At 69.6% G+C, this 16,772-nt stretch carries 14 protein-coding genes and 1 pseudogene; 6 read left to right on the forward strand and 9 right to left on the reverse strand.

The annotated features are described in order from the left end of the window. Window positions 1-66: 66 nt before the first annotated feature. From FV230_RS02395 to ileS, 5 genes are all read right to left on the reverse strand, one after another. Window positions 67-1,365, reverse strand: a complete 1,299-nt coding sequence (locus FV230_RS02395) for a pitrilysin family protein (RefSeq protein WP_147726274.1) — start codon at window positions 1,363-1,365, stop codon at window positions 67-69. A 60-nt stretch (window positions 1,366-1,425) separates the two neighbouring features. After that, window positions 1,426-2,826: a pitrilysin family protein gene (locus FV230_RS02400; RefSeq protein ID WP_147841090.1), complete on the reverse strand. Its 1,401-nt coding sequence runs from the start codon at window positions 2,824-2,826 to the stop codon at window positions 1,426-1,428. Window positions 2,827-3,004: 178 nt separating this feature from the next. After that, on the reverse strand, window positions 3,005-3,676 hold the full coding sequence (locus FV230_RS02405; RefSeq protein ID WP_313898923.1) for a hypothetical protein: 672 nt from the start codon (window positions 3,674-3,676) through the stop codon (window positions 3,005-3,007). Between the two features lie 158 nt (window positions 3,677-3,834). Further along, on the reverse strand, window positions 3,835-4,335 hold the full coding sequence (lspA, locus tag FV230_RS02410) for a signal peptidase II (protein ID WP_147841091.1): 501 nt from the start codon (window positions 4,333-4,335) through the stop codon (window positions 3,835-3,837). A gap of 223 nt (window positions 4,336-4,558) precedes the next feature. Continuing rightward, window positions 4,559-7,648: an isoleucine--tRNA ligase gene (gene ileS / locus FV230_RS02415; RefSeq protein ID WP_147841092.1), complete on the reverse strand. Its 3,090-nt coding sequence runs from the start codon at window positions 7,646-7,648 to the stop codon at window positions 4,559-4,561. A gap of 400 nt (window positions 7,649-8,048) precedes the next feature. On the opposite strand from ileS, the gene FV230_RS02420 reads away from it, so the two are divergent. Both FV230_RS02420 and FV230_RS02425 read left to right on the forward strand, forming a co-directional pair. Beyond that, entirely contained in the window at window positions 8,049-8,321 is a 273-nt protein-coding gene (locus tag FV230_RS02420; RefSeq protein WP_147841093.1) for a hypothetical protein, read from the forward strand. Between the two features lie 206 nt (window positions 8,322-8,527). Continuing rightward, window positions 8,528-8,800 carry a hypothetical protein gene (locus FV230_RS02425; RefSeq protein ID WP_147841094.1) on the forward strand — a complete coding sequence of 91 codons (273 nt, stop codon included), beginning with the start codon at window positions 8,528-8,530 and terminating at the stop codon, window positions 8,798-8,800. A 32-nt stretch (window positions 8,801-8,832) separates the two neighbouring features. On the opposite strand, the gene FV230_RS02430 is transcribed toward FV230_RS02425, so the two are convergent. From FV230_RS02430 to FV230_RS02440, 3 genes are all read right to left on the reverse strand, one after another. Beyond that, entirely contained in the window at window positions 8,833-9,789 is a 957-nt protein-coding gene (locus tag FV230_RS02430) for a DMT family transporter (protein ID WP_246694697.1), read from the reverse strand. 128 nt (window positions 9,790-9,917) lie between these two features. Next, window positions 9,918-10,139 carry a hypothetical protein gene (locus tag FV230_RS02435; protein ID WP_147841096.1) on the reverse strand — a complete coding sequence of 74 codons (222 nt, stop codon included), beginning with the start codon at window positions 10,137-10,139 and terminating at the stop codon, window positions 9,918-9,920. Between the two features lie 234 nt (window positions 10,140-10,373). Then, complete coding sequence (locus FV230_RS02440) at window positions 10,374-11,681, reverse strand: L,D-transpeptidase family protein (protein WP_147729137.1); 1,308 nt, start codon at window positions 11,679-11,681, stop codon at window positions 10,374-10,376. A gap of 232 nt (window positions 11,682-11,913) precedes the next feature. Here FV230_RS02440 and FV230_RS02445 point away from each other — a divergent pair, with 232 nt between their 5' ends. The 4 genes and pseudogenes from FV230_RS02445 (at window position 11,914) to FV230_RS02460 (ending at window position 16,317) form a co-directional block, all read left to right on the forward strand. Further along, the gene (locus FV230_RS02445) at window positions 11,914-12,282 is read left to right on the forward strand and encodes a hypothetical protein (protein WP_246694695.1); all 369 of its coding nucleotides are present in this window, start codon (window positions 11,914-11,916) and stop codon (window positions 12,280-12,282) included. 43 nt (window positions 12,283-12,325) lie between these two features. After that, window positions 12,326-13,294: pseudogene (locus tag FV230_RS02450) on the forward strand (DUF1775 domain-containing protein). A 118-nt stretch (window positions 13,295-13,412) separates the two neighbouring features. Then, window positions 13,413-15,515: a TonB-dependent receptor gene (locus FV230_RS02455; protein WP_147841097.1), complete on the forward strand. Its 2,103-nt coding sequence runs from the start codon at window positions 13,413-13,415 to the stop codon at window positions 15,513-15,515. A gap of 271 nt (window positions 15,516-15,786) precedes the next feature. Beyond that, window positions 15,787-16,317: a DUF1465 family protein gene (locus FV230_RS02460; RefSeq protein ID WP_147728573.1), complete on the forward strand. Its 531-nt coding sequence runs from the start codon at window positions 15,787-15,789 to the stop codon at window positions 16,315-16,317. 96 nt (window positions 16,318-16,413) lie between these two features. Here FV230_RS02460 and rpmE read toward each other — a convergent pair whose 3' ends face one another. Continuing rightward, the gene (gene rpmE / locus FV230_RS02465) at window positions 16,414-16,665 is read right to left on the reverse strand and encodes a 50S ribosomal protein L31 (protein ID WP_147728574.1); all 252 of its coding nucleotides are present in this window, start codon (window positions 16,663-16,665) and stop codon (window positions 16,414-16,416) included. Between the last annotated feature and the right edge of the window lie 107 nt (window positions 16,666-16,772).

Genomic DNA, 16,772 nt, shown 5'->3' on the forward strand with positions numbered 1-16,772 from the left:
GCGAAAGAACGTGCGGCACCGCGAAGAGATGGAACAGTCCCCACGACCGGGGTCATCGAGCCTGTGTCAGAGGCCGACCGGCCGCCCGGCGGCGACGACCAGCATCCGGCCGTCGGCGAAGGTCCGCGCGCCGGCGCGGCGGATGTCGTCCTGCGTGACCGAGGACACCAGGGCGTTGCGGCGCTCGATGTAGTCCATCCCGAGGCCTTCGAACGCGATCTGCACCAGCTGGTGGGCGATCTTGGTCGAGGTGTCGAAGCCGAGCGCGTAGGAGCCGGTCAGGTAGTCCTTGGCCTTCTGCAGCTCCTCGTCGTCCGGGCCGTCGGCGATCAGGCGGTTGATCTCGTCGCCGATGACCGACAGCGCCTCGCCGACGCGCTCGTTCTTGGTCGCGGTGTAGCCCCAGGTCATCGCCGCCGAGCGGTGGCTGACCAGCGAGGTCCCGACCGAGTAGGCGAGGCCGCGCTTCTCGCGGACCTCTTGGAACAGCCGTGAGGTGAAGGCGCCGCCGCCGAGGATGTGGTTGAGCACGTAGGCGGGAATGAAGTCGGGGTCGCGCCAGGCAACGCCGGCCATGCCGAAGCGGATCACCGATTGCGGCACGTCGAGATCGACGACGACGCGCTTGCCGAGGTCGCCCACCGTGGTCCGCTCGATCGCGCGCAGGCCGCCGGCCTCGGGCAGCGCACCGAAGGCGCGGTCGAGGCTCGCGGCGAGCTGCTCGGCGCCGATCGCGCCGACGGCGGCAACCTTCACCGCGCCGCGACCGAGCAGCCGGGCATGCATCGCCACGAGGTCGTCGCGGGTGATCGCCGAGACCGCCTCGATCGTGCCCGAGGACGGGCGGCCGTAGGCGTGCCCGGCGAACGCTTCGGCGAAGAAGCGGCGCGAGGCCATCACGCCCGGATCGTTCTGCTGGTAGCGCAGGCCGGCGATCACCTGGCCGCGGACCCGCTCGATCGCGTCGGCGTCGAAGCGCGGCTTTGCGAGCGCCAGGGCCAGCAGCTCGATTGCTTCGTCGGCGTGCTTGACCAGCATCTTCAGCGAGCCGCCGATCGCGTCGGGGCCGGCATGGAACGACAGCTCGATGGCGCGCGCCGCGAGCCGCTCCTGGAAGGCGTCGGAGCCGAGATCGCCCGCGCCCTCGTCGAGGAGGCGTGCCAGCATCTGGGCGCAGCCCGACTTGCCCTCGGGGTCCTGCGCCGCGCCGCCCTCGAAGGTGAAGGCCAGGGCGATCATCGGCACCACCGGCGATTCGACGTGCCACGCCTCGATGCCGGCGGCGGTCTGGATCGGCAGCGCCTTGGCCGGACTCGCCTTGGAGCGGACCGGGGTCTCGGCCAGGTCGGTGTCGGCGAAGTTCATGGACGACCTCGTTGTTCTTGATGTCTGGGTGCGGCGCCGGGCGCCGCAGGCCGAACGTCCCTACTCGGCGGCGATGGCCATCGGTGCGTCCGGGTCGCTGGACTTGACGAGGTAGCCGGTGACCGAGCGCGACGGCGTCAGCCAGCGCTCGCTCGCCTCGGCCAGGCGCTCCCGGGTGACGCCCTCGATGTCGGACGGCCAGCGCCGCACTTCCTCGATGGTCTCGCCGATGGCGAGCGCGGAACCGTAGATGCGGGCGAGCGAGGACTGGCTGTCGGAGGAATACACCGTCTCGGCCACGAGGCGGGTCTTCGCCCGCTCGATCGCCTCGGCGTTCAGCGCATCCGACGGCACGCGCCGCAGCACGCGGTCGACCTCGGCCTCCAGCTTCTCCAGGCTGACGCCCTCGGCGGGCACCGCGTAGACGGAGAAGCGGGTGTCGTCGATCGCCGAGCCCATGTACCAGGCGCCCGCGTTGACCGCGAGGCCGCTCTCCATCACCAGCTTGCGGTAGAGATAGGAGGTCGAGCCGCCGCCGAGCACCTCGGCGAGCAGCTCGAGATCGTGGCAGCCGCCGTCGCGGGCGGTGATGCAGGACGGGGTGAGATAGAGCCGCTGCAGCGTCGGCTGCTCGACCTTCGGATCGGCCACCGCGAGGCGGCGCAGCGCCTTCGGCTCCGGCTCGCGGGCTCGGACGCGGATCGGGCGGGCGCCCTGCGGCGCGACGCGCCCGTAGGTCGCCTCGGCCAGGCGCCGAACCTCGTCGGGCGTCACGTCGCCGGCGACCACCAGGATCGCGTTCTCGGGGGTGTAGAAGCGCTTGTAGTAGTCGAGGGCGTGGCCGCGGTTCAGCTCCTCGATCTCGTGCATCCAGCCGATGATCGGGATGCCGTAGGGATGGTGCACGAAGAGCGAGGCGGCCATCGCCTCCGAGAGCTGGGCCGACGGGTCGGTCTCGACCCGCATGCGGCGCTCCTCGAGCACCACGTCGCGCTCCGGCGCCACCACCGCGTCGTCGAGGACGAGGCCTGTCATGCGGTCGGCCTCGAACGCCATCATCGTGTCGAGGTTGTCGCGGGCGACGCGCTGGAAATAGGCGGTGTAGTCGTAGGAGGTGAAGGCGTTCTCCTGGCCGCCGAGGCCGGAGACGGCCTTGGAGAAGGCGCCGACCGGGTGCTTCTCGGTGCCCTTGAACATCAGGTGCTCGAGGAAGTGGGCGATGCCCGACTGGCCGAGCGGATCGTCGGCCGAGCCGTTGCGATACCAGATCATGTGGGTGACGACGGGCGCGCGGTGATCGGGCACCACCACCACGTCGAGGCCGTTGTCGAGGGTGAAGGCCGACACCTCCGGCCCGCCGGCTTCCGAGCGCCCGAACGGCGCCGCCTCGGCGCGTCCCGCATTCGCGAAACGGCCGCCGGCCGGGAACAGGGTGGGCGTCGCCTTCCTGAGCAGATGCATTCCGTCTTCCCTCGTGCGGCCCCGAGGGACCGTCCGTTTCTGGTTCGATGCGGGGCTCCGAGCGCGCCGGCATCGTCTAAAATGGCACGTCCCGTATCTAAATTGGCAAGTCCCGTACCGGATTTGCCAGTCCCGGTCCCGTGCGGAACCGAGACGCGCCGTGTGTCACATCCGCACCTCAGCGCGCCCGCTGCTCACGCAGATAGACACCCGGATCGGCTTCGTCGCGCTCGCGGGTCGGGTTGTTGATCGGGTCGGTGGTGTTGCGGACGATCTTCCGCGGCGGCTGGCGATAGCCCTTGGGCGGGTCGGTGAGCACGTCGCGCGACGGCTCGGCCGCCGCCGGCTCCGTCTTCTCGTTGCCGATCCCCCGGATCAGGTCGAGCGGGTTGACCCAAGAATCCTCGCGGCTGTTCTCGCCGGGCTTGCGCTCGATCTCGCGGGTCAGGTTGGCGTCGGCGCGCCGGCCGGACCGCATCTCGTCGATCGAGAGCGTCGCGTTGTTGTCCTCGTAGCGACCCTGCGCCTGGCTGCCCTTGGGCAGACGGCGCTCGGCGGCGGCGCGCTCGCGCTCGACCACCTCGGGTTCCTTGGGCCATTGCGCCGAGGCGGCGCCGGCGCGGGGCGCCGGAAGGGACTTCCCGTCGAGCTTGGGCGGCATCACCAGCGGCGCGCGCTCGCGATACTCGATCGGCGCCTGCGGCTTCTCGAGAAGGCCGATGCCGCTCAAGGTGTTGCGCAGCAATTCGCCCGTTTCCTGGGCCTGGACCGTCGACGGCAGGGCGATCGCCGCCGCCGCCATGAGAATGAGCTCCCGATACCCGATCATGATGCCCCGCAGCTTGCCCACCGATGCCCGATCCCCGTTCCGGGGTTCTCGAAGCGGCCGCACGGATGACGGCCTGATCCGGCGCTTCGGGTCTGGGACCGGTTTCCGGCGATCGTATGGCGCCTTGACCGCTCCCGGCCAGCCGCCGGCGACAGGTGGCTGTGGATGTGGTCTCCCGGTCACGCCGGCGGCGGCTCGCCCGGCAGGCCGGGGCGCCGCTCCGGCAGCACGCTGTCGAGGATCAGCCCTACGACGCCCGCCACGATCGCCGCGTCGGCGATGTTGAACACGTACCAGGACCAGGCCCCGGCATGCAGGTGGACGAAGTCGAACACCGCGCCGTAGGCCGCCCGGTCGATCGCGTTGCCGAGCGCGCCCCCGGCGATCAGCCCGAGCGCGGTCGCGAGCAGGCGCAAACCGGTGCGGGTCATCCACACGCTGAGGCCGAGGGCCGCCGCGAGCGACAGCGCCACCAGCAGCCAGCGGCCGATGCCGCCCTCTTGCTGGAACAGGCCGTAGGACACGCCCCTGTTCCAGACCACGACGAACTCGGCGTAGGGGCCGAAGCGCCAGGGCTGGGTCAGCACCAGGTCGGTACCGAAATAGAGCCCCAGCTTCGAGGCCTGATCGAGGATCAGCGTCGTGAGCAGGGCGAGGAGTCCGAGGCGCACGGGCGTCATCGGGTAGCCCCATCTTCCGTCGCGACGGCGACGGAACGCGGACGGGTCGCGAACGGGGTTTCCCACCCCTCCCCGTCATCCCGGGGCGCTGTTGCGCAGATCCGGGAAGACCGGATCGGATCCGCGGCGGTGCGCGCCGCGCCGGCCACGCGCTCCCCTGTCCCGACCCGCTTCGCGGGCCACCCTCCCCCGCGGAGGGGGGAGTGAGACGGTTCCGATCCGCTCACGCCGCGCTCGCGGCCGCGTGCGCCGCGTCCCACTCCCGCAGGGCGCGGGCGTCGCGGGGCGTGACGTCGGGATAGTCCGGATCGCTGCCGACCTCCGGCGTGACGCGCCAGGAGCGAGCGCATTTCCGGCCCTCGGCGCGCGCCGGCACCACGGCGACGCCCTTGACCTCGTCGATGCGGAACGCGTCGGCCGGTCCCTCCCCGGCCTCGACCCGGATCGCGGAGGTGATGCAGACGTCGGCGAAGTCGACGCCGTCGAGGGCGGCCAGAAGCTCGGGATCGGCGATGGAGACCACGGGGGCCGCCTCCAGGCTCGCGCCGATGCGCTTGGCGGCCCGCTCGATCTCCAGCGCGCCGGTCACGACCCGGCGGACGCGGCGGATCTTCTGCCAGCGCGCGGCCAGCCCGTCGTCGCGCCAGGCCTCGGGCGTCTCCGGCAGGGTCTGCAGGTGGACCGACCCGGTCTCCGACGGGAACCGGTCGAGCCAGGCCTCCTCGGCGGTGAAGGCGAGGACCGGGCTCAGCCAGATCACGACGCGGCGGAAGGCCTCGTCGATCACCTGAAGCGCGGCCCGGCGGGCGACCGACGAGGCCGGGTCGCAGTACAGGGCGTCCTTGCGCACGTCGAAGTAGAACGACGACAGGTCGCCGGTCAGGAAGTTGTTCAGCAGCGCGACCACCCGCTTGGTGTCGAAGGTGCGGTAGGCCTCGCGGATCTCGCCGTCGAGCTCGAGCAGCCGATGCAGCACGAAGCGCTCGAGTTCCGGCATCTCCGCCACCGGCACGTCGTCGCCCGCCACGCGGTGGGCGAGCGAGCCGAGCATCCAGCGCAGGCTGTTGCGCAGTTTCCGGTAGGTCTCGGCGAAGGTCTTGATGATTTCCGGGCCGATGCGCAGGTCGTCGGTGTAGTCCGACGCCGCGACCCACAGGCGCAGGATGTCGGCGCCGGAATCCTTGATGATGCTCTGCGGCGCGACGACGTTGCCCTTCGACTTCGACATCTTCAGCCCCTTGGCGTCGAGGACGAAGCCGTGGGTCAGCACCGTGTCGTAGGGCGCGCGGCCGCGCGTGCCGGCCGATTCGAGCAGCGAGGACTGGAACCAGCCGCGGTGCTGGTCCGACCCCTCCAGGTACATCACCGTGTCCTGCCCGCCGTCGCGCCGGCGCACGACGTTGGCGAGACCCGGGAACGCCTCCGGGTCGTCGAGGACGAAGGCGTGGGTCGAGCCGGAGTCGAACCACACGTCGAGGACGTCGGTGACCTTCTCGTACGCCGCCGGGTCGTGGTCGGGAGCGAGGAAGCGGGCACCGTCGGCATCGGTGAACCACGCGTCCGCGCCTTCCGCCGCGAAGGCGGCGACGATGCGGGAGTTCACGCCCGCGTCGCGCAGCACCTCGCCGGTGCCCTTTCTCACGAACACGGTGATCGGCACGCCCCAGGCGCGCTGGCGGGAAACCACCCAGTCCGGCCGGTTGCCGACCATGCCGTTGATCCGGTTCTTGCCCTGCGGCGGCACCCACTGGGTGTCCTCGATCGCCTGCAGGGCCACCTCGCGCAGCGTCCGGTCGCCGAGCGACTCCACCGCCTTGTCCATGGCGATGAACCATTGCGGCGTGTTGCGGAAGATCACCGGCTTCTTCGAGCGCCAGGAATGCGGGTAGCTGTGTTTGAGCCGGCCCGACGCCACCAGCGTCCCCGCTTCCTGAAGCGCGGCCATCACGGCCCTGTTGGCGTCGCCCTTCTCGCCCTTGTCGGTGAGGACGCGCTTCCCCTCGAAACCCGGCGCATCCTTGGTCAGCGCGCCGTCGGCATCGACCGTGTAGGGGATTGATCTATCAATGTTTAGAGCGCCAAGCATCCGGCTGTTAGCCATCCAGACATCAAAATCCTCGCGGCCGTGGCTTGGTGCAGTATGGACAAATCCAGTGCCGGTTTCTTCTGTGACATGGTCGCCCAATAGCATTGGTACCGGGAAATTATAATTATTCACAAATCCGCGCAAGGGATGGTAGCACATGATTTGGAATAATACTTGGCTATCGATCTCGCTTATAAGTTCATAACTGTCCACTCGTGCTGATTTAAAAACGTTCTCAGCCAGATTTTTGGCGAGCAAAAACTCCTCACCGGCCTTAACCCAGTTATCAGCGGGTGCAGAAGTTACCCTATAATGACCATAATCAATTCGAGCAGAAAACGAAATTGCCCGATTTGCAGGTATAGTCCAGGGGGTTGTCGTCCATATTACAACTTTTGCATTTAAAAGTGCTCGATTTCTTAATTCTTCCGCGATTATAAATTGCCCGATATCACTTGGAATAGTATCGCCATCCGAATCAAACGCTTCCCAATCACCCAATCCATTTTTTCTGATATTGGTTGTTCCCACGTTCGCAATAGGAAAAGCTACGAAGATCGTGTCGCTGACGTGGTCCTCGTACTCGACCTCGGCCTCGGCGAGCGCGGTCTTCTCGACCACCGACCACATCACCGGCTTCGAGCCGCGGTAGAGCTGCCCGCTCATCGAGAACTTGATCAGCTCGGCGGCGATCGCCGCTTCCGCCGGATAGGCCATGGTGGCGTAGGGATGGTCCCAGTCGCCGGTGACGCCGAGGCGCTTGAACTCCGCGCGCTGCACGTCGAGCCAGTGGCCGGCGAAGGTCCGGCATTCCTGGCGGAACTCGATGACCGGCACGTCGTCCTTGTTGCGGCCCTTGGCGCGGTACTGCTCCTCGATCTTCCACTCGATCGGCAGGCCGTGGCAGTCCCAGCCCGGCACGTAGTTCGCGTCGAAGCCGAGGCCGCCCATGGAGCGGACGATCACGTCCTTGAGGATCTTGTTCAGCGCCGTGCCGATGTGGATGTTGCCGTTGGCGTAGGGCGGCCCGTCGTGCAGCACGAATTTCGGCCGTCCGGCGGCCTGCGCGCGAAGCTGGCCGTAGAGGTCGGTCGTGCTCCAGCGCTCCAGCAGCCGCGGCTCGCGGGTCGGCAGGCCCGCCCGCATCGGAAATTCGGTCTGCGGCAGGTAGAGGGTCTTCGAATAGTCGCGGCCGGCCGGGGCTTCGGCTTGGGTCTCGTCGGTCATGGGGTCGGGCGTCCTGGATACGGGCGGCGCGCGTGCGGGCTCTGCGGAGGCCCGCGCCTGTCACGGCGCTAGGGGCGAAGGAAGCGGTGGCTCCCGTGACGATCCCGGCCTCCGCGCAGCCGCGCGGGCGCGGCGCTCACGCGGCGGCCGGGCCCATAATTCGAAGACGGAGACAGGCGTCGGCGCTGCGCATGGGCGGCGTTCTAGCAGCGGGCGCGAGCGGAGGCCAGCGGATGCGCGCGTGCCGCGAAGCGATGCCGATTCACCACATCGCCACGCCGCATCCCGAGCCGCTGCCACCAAATCGCGGCGCGTTCGTTGCCATCCCACGCGATCCGCCGCGCCGGCCTGCCCGGCGCGGGTCCGAGACGCGACGGACCATCAAGACAGGGTGCACGCCATGAGACATCTCCTGATCGCCGCGACGCTCGCCGTTTCCGCCTTCGCCATCGCCGGCCCCGCGCAGGCGCAGGGCCTCGTCGGCGGCGTGCAGCGCGGCTCGGCCGAGGGCAACCGCGTCGGCGGGCCGGTGGGCGGCGTGGTCGGCGGAGCGGTCGGCGGTGCTGTCGGAACGGTCAACGGCGCGCTCGGGATCGATCCCGGCCGGCGCGCCTACCGCACCGACCTGCGCTCGCGCCGCGCCGTCCGGCATCATCGCCGCCACCGCCGCTGAGACGTCGGGGTCCGGCCCGGACTGAAAGCGTCCGGCCCGGACTGAAAGCGTCCGGCCCGGATTGAAAGCCGTTTCCGCCTCGATCCGGAGCCGGATCTAGGAAAATTGCGACCTTTCGCGGTTTCGCCCGTTGACCCGTCACGGACCCGGAGCCAGCCGATCGCGCGGCCGGGACATTCTCGAAACTCGATCAAGGATCCGACACCATGAAGACATTGCTGATCGCCACGACCCTCGTGCTCTCGCCGCTGGCCCTCTCCGCCACGGCGCAGGCCCAGGGCACCGTCCGCGGCGCCGAGCGCGGCGTCGAGGACGGCAACCGCGCGGCCGGCCCGATCGGCGGCGTGGTCGGCGGCGCCGTCGGTGCGGCCACCGGCACCGTGGGCGGCGTCCTCGGCGTCGATCCGGAGGCGGATCGCCGCGATCGCGAGGACCGCCGCGAGGAGCGGATGGAGCGTCGCGAGCGCATGGGCCGCTAAGCCCGACGCAGCGTCGTCTCGGAACGGGCCGGTCACCCTCGGGTGGCCGGCCCTTTTCGTTGCGCCATCGCGTCGTGGGCGAGCAGGTAGAGGCCCGAGCCGACGATGACCGCCGCGCCGAGCACGGTCCAGCGGTTCGGAACGTCGCCGAACAGCAGGTAGCCGAGCGTCAGCGACCAGAGCAGCTGCGTGTACAGGAACGGCGCGAGCACGTTGGCCGGCGCCCGCGCATGCGCCAGAATCAGCAGCCAGTGCCCCATCGTCCCGAACAGGCCGATGCCGACCAGCAGCGCCCACACCGTGAGGGAGGCCGGGCTGGTCCAGATCCACGGCAGCAGCGGCGTCATCAGCCCGAGGCCGGCCAAGCCGGAATAGATCATCGTCGTCGCGGTCGAATCATGCGCAGCGAGCTTGCGCGTCGCGAGGATGTAGAGCGCATAGCAGAGCATGTTGCCGAGGCTGAGCAGGACCGCCGGGTGAACCTGGCCGAGGCCGGGCCGCACGATCACCAGCACGCCGAGGAAGCCGACCGCAATCGCCGCCATGCGCCTGGGCGACGACCATTCGCCGAGCAGCGGGCCAGCGAGCAGCGCGACGGTGAGCGGTGCCGCGAACTGGATCGACAGGGTCTCGGCGAGCTGCAGGTGGCGGAGCGCGAAGAAGTTCAGCGCCGTCGATCCGAACAGCAACAGCGAGCGCACCACCTGCAGGCCGAGGCGGCGGCTGCGCATGACGGCCGGGGTCGTCACCGGGTTGAGGAACACCGAGATCAGCGCCACGCTCACGCCGTAGCGCATGAAGGTGGTGAGCAGCGGGTCGACGCCGGACCGAGCCAGCACCTTCGCCGATGCGTCGAGGCAGGCGAAGAACGCCAGCGTCCCGCACATCAGCGCGATGCCGACGAGGCGCCGCCTGTCGGGCCGCGTCCCGCGTTCGCCGGCGGGGCCGGCCGCCGCCTCGCGCGACGCGCAGACCGCGTCGGCTCGTATCGCCTTGCTGGAGGAAATCGCCTTGGACCTTCGGGCCGCCGAGTTCGGTGGACCTTAGCCGGTCGTCGCGTCGGCGGGCACCCGTCCGTCCGCACCCGCGCCGTGTCGCCGACGCGGGGCCGCCGGCGTCACCTGTCTTGCGCGCGCTGCCGGCGCGGGGTCGGCTCGGGGCGATTCTGCTCGCGTGAGAACGGCAGGATCGTCGCGCTCGCGACCTGAGGTCCGGTGGGCTCGGCGGCCGAGCGGTTGCCCTTGGGCTTGCGATCGAGCCACAGGCGGACCCAGACCCGGTTTCTCCGGCCCCAGCCGCGACGGGCGACCCAGGCCGGAATCGATGCCGTATGCTGCATTCGACGTCTTCTCACTCATCATGCGGACGTAGCGCCTGATGAAAGTCCTAGAGTGAGCGTGGGCCTGCCCGCGATGGCTGTGCGTCCCGAATTTTTGTCTCTGCGTCCAGGCTCTCAGAATCATCGACCCACGTGGCAAACGAGAACGGCCCGCATCCGGTGGGATACGGGCCGCGCGTCGATCGTGTTCGCGGGTTTCGTTCGCGGGTCTTGCCGGCGCCCGAGGCGTCGGGGCTAGTTCTCCTCGTCGCCCGGCTCGAAGCTCTGCGGAGCGGTGGATTCGGCGCTGGCGACCGGCGTCGGCGCGCCGATCGTCGAGGGCACGTTCACGCCGTCGCGCTTGTAGATGTCGTCGCGGAACTGCACGAGACCGTCCGGCGTCGCCCAGGCGGTGATGTAGGTCCAGTAGACCGGCACCGGCGAGGATAGCGTGGCGTCGACGCGCTTGCCGCTCTCGATCGCCTGCTCGACCTGCTCGCGACCCCAGCCGGGCGTGTCCTTCAGGAGCCAGGTGATGTACTCGCGCACGTTCTGAACGCGGACGCAGCCCGAGGAGATGAAGCGGAAGTCGTCGCCGAACACGCCCTTGGTGTTCGTGTCGTGCATGAACACGCCGTACGGGTTCGGGATGTTGATGCGCACGATGCCCATCGAGTTGAAGTCGGCGCCCGAATCCTGGCGGTAGCGGTAGCGCGTGCCCTCGTCCGAGTTCCAGTTGACCTGGCTCGGCTGGATCTCGGCCTCGCCGGAGAAGATGCGGATCTTGTTGTCGGTGAGGTAGTTCGGATCCTTCTGCATCTTGGGGATGAGGTCCTTCTTCACGATGGAAGCCGGGACCGTCCAGAAGGGGTTGAAGTTGATCTGCGTCGCCTTGGTGTTCATGATCGGCGACTGGCGGTCGATCTTGCCGACGCCGGCGGCGTGCAGCGTCACGACCTGACCGTTCTCGACCGTCTGAACCAGGGCGGCCGGGATGTTGGTTATGACGAAGCGCTGCCCGAGGTTGCCCGAGTAGGAGCGCAGGCGCACCGCGTTGATCTCGAGCTGGCGCAGGCGGATGTCGGCCGGCACGTTCATGGCCTGCTGCGTCGCCATGCTCATCGTGCCGGTCTGGCTCAGGCCGTGGCGGGCCTGGAAGCGCTTCACGCCGGCGGCGACGTAGGAATCGTACACGCCGGAATTGCCGGCCACCGGGTCGATGTCGCCAGTCACGATCAGGCGCTGACGCACGGCCCCCACCACCGCGCCGCGGGCGCCGATGCGCAGGCGGTCGGCACCGGAGACCGGCTTCCAGCCGCCGCGGGAGACGATCTCCTTGTAGCGCTCGACCATCTGCTCGGTGGCCGCCACCGTCTGCGGCGACAGGATCGGCGTCGACGAGCGCTGGACCTGCATCGCGGCGGGCGAGGCGTAGTCCTGCGCCCACTCGGCCTGGGCATAGCCGGCGCCGGCCTGCTCGCGCGCCGAAGCCGGGGCGACGAGGGCGACGGTTCCGAGGAGCGCGAGGCTCAGGGTCGCGCGGGTGGTAGCCTGAATGAGCATCGTGGTGGCTCTGGTCCATGGATGGGCGAAGTGGAGCGGGCGCTGTGCCGCCGTTTCCCTTGGGCCCAAGGTGTCCGGGTACGGTTAAGACTCCATGGCGACCGGGCTTTATTGTGGCGTGCCGGTGCGTGCCCGCACATCACGGGTGCGTGCGTCCTCCGTGCCACAGCGGAATCGGCCCAGCCGTGCCAAGGAATCGGAAGACGCGACGCGGTCGCCGGACAGGGTCGGCATGACGCCCGGGAGCCACAGGACGAGACCTCTGCGCGCGATCACCGCCGTGATCGCGCTCTACGCGTTCGTCCTGCAGGGCTTCCTCGGCGGCCTGATGCCGGCTCCGATGGCCGGAGACGTCCATGCCCTGTGCCTGTCGGGCGCTGCCGCCGCCGGCGATCCCTCGCCGGACACGCCTCACGTCCACGCCGATTGCTGCACCGCCGCCTACCATGTGGCCGACGCGTTGGCGCCTCGCGACACCGCCGCGACGATCATCTGGCCGCAAGGCCGCGTCGCCACCACCGCGTTCTGGCGGGCCGCCGCGAACGGCCCGCGCGCGCCGCCCCGCGCCATCGCCCATCCGCGAGGTCCGCCCGTCGCCTGAACCGATCGCCGCCCGATCCCTTCAGCCAGACGGTAGCTTTGCCATGTCCCGTATCACGCGTGCCGGCCTCTGCGTCGCGCTCGGCTTCGTCCTGCCCGGCCCGGGCGCCTTCGCCCACGCCACCCTCGACCGCAAGGAGGCCAGCCCCAACGCGGCCTATCGCGGCGTCGTGTAGATCAACCACGGCTGCGACGGCCGGCCCACCATAAGGGTCAGGGTCACCATCCCGGAGGGCATGGTCGGCGCCAAGCCGATGCCGAAGCCCGGCTGGCAGGTGACGACGACGCGAGGCGCCTACGCCAGGCCCTACCAGTCCTTCCACGGAATGGTGTCCGAGGGCGTCACGGCGATCACCTGGACCGGCGGCGCCCTGCCGGACGACCAGATAGACGAGTTCACCTTCTTCGCCCGGGTCTCCGACACCTTCGCGCCGGGCGCGACCGCGTACTTTCCGGTCGAGCAGGATTGCGATGGCGGCGGCTACCGCTGGAGCGAGATCCCCGGTCCCGGCCAGACCGCCCGGGACCTGAAGTCGCCGGCGCCGTCGGTGCGGATCGTCGCGGCGGCCCAGCCCGACGCGGCGCCGGCCGCGATCAAGGCCGGCGACCTCACCATCGCCACGCCCTGGCTGCGCGCGACGCCCGCCGGCGCCACCGTCGCCGGCGGCTACGTCAGCATCACCAACGCCGGCACCGTGCCCGACACCCTGACGGCGGCCGCGATCCCGCTCGCGCGGCGCGGCACGATCCACAGCATGTCGATGGACGGCGGCGTGATGCGCATGGCGCCGGTCGAAGGCGGCCTGACGATCAGGCCCGGCGAGACCGTGACGCTGGCCCCCGGCGGCCTGCACCTGATGTTCGAAGATCTGACCGCGAGCCCGAAGGCCGGCGAGACGGTCGCCGGCACGTTGACCTTCGCGCGCGCCGGCACCGTGCCGGTGACGTTCACGGTCGCGCCGATCGGCGCCCAGGCGCCCGCTGCACCGCCGGCGGGTCACGCCCACCACTGATCCGCGCCGACGCCGCGCGCATCCGCTCGGGATCCGCGTCGGCGTCGCCCTCTCCATCCAGTCCGGACGTGCCTGCCCGCGCCGACGCGCGCCCGGCGGCCGTCGGAAGGTGTCTCGCATGTCCCGTCCCGTCGAAACGGGCGCCCTGGCGCTCGCCGTCCTGCTGTCCGCCGCCCTGCCCTCCCGGGGGCAGGAGCCGTCGGATGCCGTCGTGCTGCCCGAGCTTTCGGTCAGCGGTGCCGCGGCGGGTTCGGTCACCGTCCCGAGCGTCGCCGAGCAGCGCGCGGCTCTGAACGCGACGGTCGGGTCGGTGGCCTTCGTCGACGCGGCGAGCTTCCAGGACCGCTATGCCAACACCCTGCGCGACGTGCTCAAGGACACGCCCGGCGTCGCGGTCCAGGAGCGCTACGGGCAGGAACTTCGTCTGTCGGTGCGCGGGTCGGGCATCGCGCGCGGGTTCCACCTGCGCGGCATCGAGCTTCTGCAGGACGGCATCCCGTTCAACCTCGCCGACGGAAGCGGCGACTTCTACCAGATCGATCCGTTGGCGCTGCGTTCGGTCGAGGTCTACAAGGGCGGAAACGCCCTCACCTTCGGCGCGACGACGCTGGGCGGCGCGATCAACGCCGTGACGCCGACCGCCTACACCGCATTCGCGCCCAACATCGTCCGGATCGACGGCGGCAGCTTCGGCACGATCCGCGAGAACTTCCAGGCCTCGCGGATCTCGGGCCCGGTCGATGTGCTGGTGAACGGCACCATCACCAATGCCGACGGCTTCCGCGACCACGAGACCCAGCGGACGCAGAACTTCAACGCCAACCTCGGCTACCAACTGGCGCCGGGCGTCGAGACGCGGTTCTTCGCGGGCATCTACCTGACCGACCAGAAGCTGCCCGGCACGCTGAGCCTGTCCGACGCGCTGAACAATCCGACGCTGGCCAACGCCGCCGCGATCGCCGGAAACCAGTCGCGCAAGGTCGAGACCGAGCGCATCGCCAACCGCACCAGCTTCGTCCTCGACGTGGGAAAGCTCGACGTCGACACCTGGGCGATCCACAAATCGCTCTACCATCCGATCTTCCAGGCGATCGACCAGGACGGCTGGACCTACGGCATCAGCCCGCACTGGGCCGGCACGTTCGACCTCGGCGGCTTCCGCAACGACACGATCCTGGGCCTGCGTGCCTTCGCCGGGCAGAACTCGGCGCTGCAATTCGTCAACGTCCAGGGCCAGCGCGGCGCGCAGACCCTCAACGCCCTGCAGAGCGCCTCGAACCTCGAGGCCTATGGCGAGAACCGGTTCTGGTTCCTGGCGGACGTGGCCCTGATGACCGGCGCCAAGGCGTTCTCGTCCAACCGCACCTACAGCAACAAGGGCGGCCTCGCGGCGAGCCCGAACGTGCAGTTCGCCGACGAGACCTACGAGGGGGTGAACCCGAAGCTCGGCCTGCTGTGGCAGCCGTTGCCCGAGATCCAGGTGTTCGGCGACGTTACGCGCTCGCGCGACGTGCCGGATTTCGGCGACCTCGTGCAGACCAACATCTTGCGCACCACCTTCGTCCCCCTCCAGGCCCAGCGCGCCTGGACCTACGAGGCCGGCTCTCGCGGACGGATCGACCGCCTGACCTGGGACGTGACCCTGTACCGTGCCGACATCCGGGACGAGCTGATCAACTTCAACACCGCGCTCGGCGCGGCGATCAACCTGCCGGCGGCGACCTTCAACGCGCCGCGCACCCGGCACCAGGGCGTCGAGGCCGCCTTCGGCCTCGACCTCGCCCGCGACCTGTCGGGCGTCGGCGACCGGCTGAGCCTGTCCCAGATCTGGACGCACAACGACTTCCGCTTCGTCGGCGATCCCGTCTACGGCAACAACCGCATCGCCGGCCTGCCCCAGGACGTGCTGCGCACGGTGGTGAGCTACGTCCACCCGAGCGGCTTCCACATCGCCCCGTCGGTCGACTGGGTGCCTCAGGGCGCGTTCGCCGACCACGCCAACACCTTGAAGGTGCCGGGATACGCCCTGCTCAACGTGCAGGCCGGGATCGACTTCGCGAACGGCGTCTCGCTGTTCGTCGACGCCCGCAACCTGCTCGATGCCCGCTACGTCTCCGACATCACCGTGGTCGCGAACGCCGGTGCCGTGGCCGGCGGCCCGGTGGCGTTCTATCCGGGGGCCGGGCGGTCGGTGTTCGGCGGCGTGCGCGCGGCGTTCTGACGAGCCGGCATAATGCGGCACGTCGACTTACAGCCTCAATGTTGTCCCATGTCGTATCCGCCATTCGTCATCGCGCATCGATGGCGCGGTACTGCCTCGCCGCCCGATCTCGACATTCCGGTGGAACGTGCGCGGACGCGATTAAGGTTACCTTTCGGTTGTCGCGGCGGGACCTCCGTTCGGCGCTAGGATTGCGGCAAGGGTCGCGGACAGGCCGGGAGCGTTCCAAGACGGAACGACGACGGGCCCCGGCAGCGACGCAGGAGGCAGGATGAACGGGTACGACGTCACGTTCCGGGACGAACGGGATTGGGTCGATTTCGGACGGACCTACGTCACGTCCGACGCCTTCCGGACGCTCTTCCACGACGGCATGGCGCTGGTGGAGGAGACCGCGGCGTATCTCGACGGCGAGGGCCGCGACGAGTCGCGCCTGATCTCGCGGGACGCAACCCTGTCCTACGCCTCGGAGAGCATGCGGCTCACCACCCTGCTGATGCAGATCGCGTCCTGGCTGCTGGTGCAGCGCGCTGTGTCCGAGGGCGAGCTCACCGCGAGCCAGGCCTTGCAGGAGAAGAACCGGGTGCGGCTCGCCGCGACCGAGGCGCCGAAGGCCGAGAGCTTCACGCTCCTGCCGGTCCGGCTGCAGAACCTGATCCTGCGCGCCCGCCGGCTGCACGCTCGCATCCTGCACCTCGACGGCCTGATCTCCGACGACCGCCCGACGCCGGCCGCCGTCGAGAGCCCGGTCGCCGTCCAGCAGAACCGCCTGCGCTCGGCCTTTCCCGGTCTGCAGGCCTGAGCGGAACACCCAGAACGCAAGAAGGGCGGCACCGCGGTGCCGCCCTTCTTGCGTTGATCCGGCCCCGGCAGCACGCCGAGGCCGGGATCGAAACCCTTACTTGCGGCCGACGAGGTTGCCGAAGCGCGAGGTGAAGCGCGAGACGCGGCCGCCGCGATCGAGCATCTTCTGCTCGCCGCCGGTCCAGGCCGGGTGCGTCAGCGGATCGATGTCAAGGTTCAGGGTGTCGCCTTCGCTGCCGTAGGTCGAGCGCGTCCGGTACTCGGTGCCGTCGGTCATCACGACCTTGATGAAGTGGTATTCGGGGTGCTCGGTCCCCTTGGCCTTGTCGGCCGCGCTCTTTGCCATGACGTCTCGTCCTCGACGGTGCACGAACTCCGGGAGCGCGGAGGGCGCGGCCCGTAAGATCCGTGGGTTGAAACTCTGTGATCGGACCGTTGCCACGAACCTCACGT

The sequence above is a fragment of the Methylobacterium sp. WL6 genome, from assembly GCF_008040095.1.
Classification (GTDB): Bacteria; Pseudomonadota; Alphaproteobacteria; order Rhizobiales; family Beijerinckiaceae; genus Methylobacterium.

Coding starts and splice junctions, on each gene's coding strand:
- ileS (WP_147841092.1), bottom strand. CDS start 7,648: ATGACCGACGAGACCCAAGCCGAAGCCCCGGCCGGCCGCGACTATTCG.
- FV230_RS02435 (WP_147841096.1), bottom strand. CDS start 10,139: ATGCAGCATACGGCATCGATTCCGGCCTGGGTCGCCCGTCGCGGCTGG.
- lspA (WP_147841091.1), bottom strand. CDS start 4,335: ATGACGCCCGTGCGCCTCGGACTCCTCGCCCTGCTCACGACGCTGATC.
- FV230_RS02440 (WP_147729137.1), bottom strand. CDS start 11,681: ATGCTCATTCAGGCTACCACCCGCGCGACCCTGAGCCTCGCGCTCCTC.
- FV230_RS02395 (WP_147726274.1), bottom strand. CDS start 1,365: ATGAACTTCGCCGACACCGACCTGGCCGAGACCCCGGTCCGCTCCAAG.
- FV230_RS02425 (WP_147841094.1), top strand. CDS start 8,528: ATGAAGACATTGCTGATCGCCACGACCCTCGTGCTCTCGCCGCTGGCC.
- FV230_RS02400 (WP_147841090.1), bottom strand. CDS start 2,826: ATGCATCTGCTCAGGAAGGCGACGCCCACCCTGTTCCCGGCCGGCGGC.
- FV230_RS02460 (WP_147728573.1), top strand. CDS start 15,787: ATGAACGGGTACGACGTCACGTTCCGGGACGAACGGGATTGGGTCGAT.
- rpmE (WP_147728574.1), bottom strand. CDS start 16,665: ATGGCAAAGAGCGCGGCCGACAAGGCCAAGGGGACCGAGCACCCCGAA.
- FV230_RS02445 (WP_246694695.1), top strand. CDS start 11,914: ATGACGCCCGGGAGCCACAGGACGAGACCTCTGCGCGCGATCACCGCC.
- FV230_RS02455 (WP_147841097.1), top strand. CDS start 13,413: ATGTCCCGTCCCGTCGAAACGGGCGCCCTGGCGCTCGCCGTCCTGCTG.
- FV230_RS02420 (WP_147841093.1), top strand. CDS start 8,049: ATGAGACATCTCCTGATCGCCGCGACGCTCGCCGTTTCCGCCTTCGCC.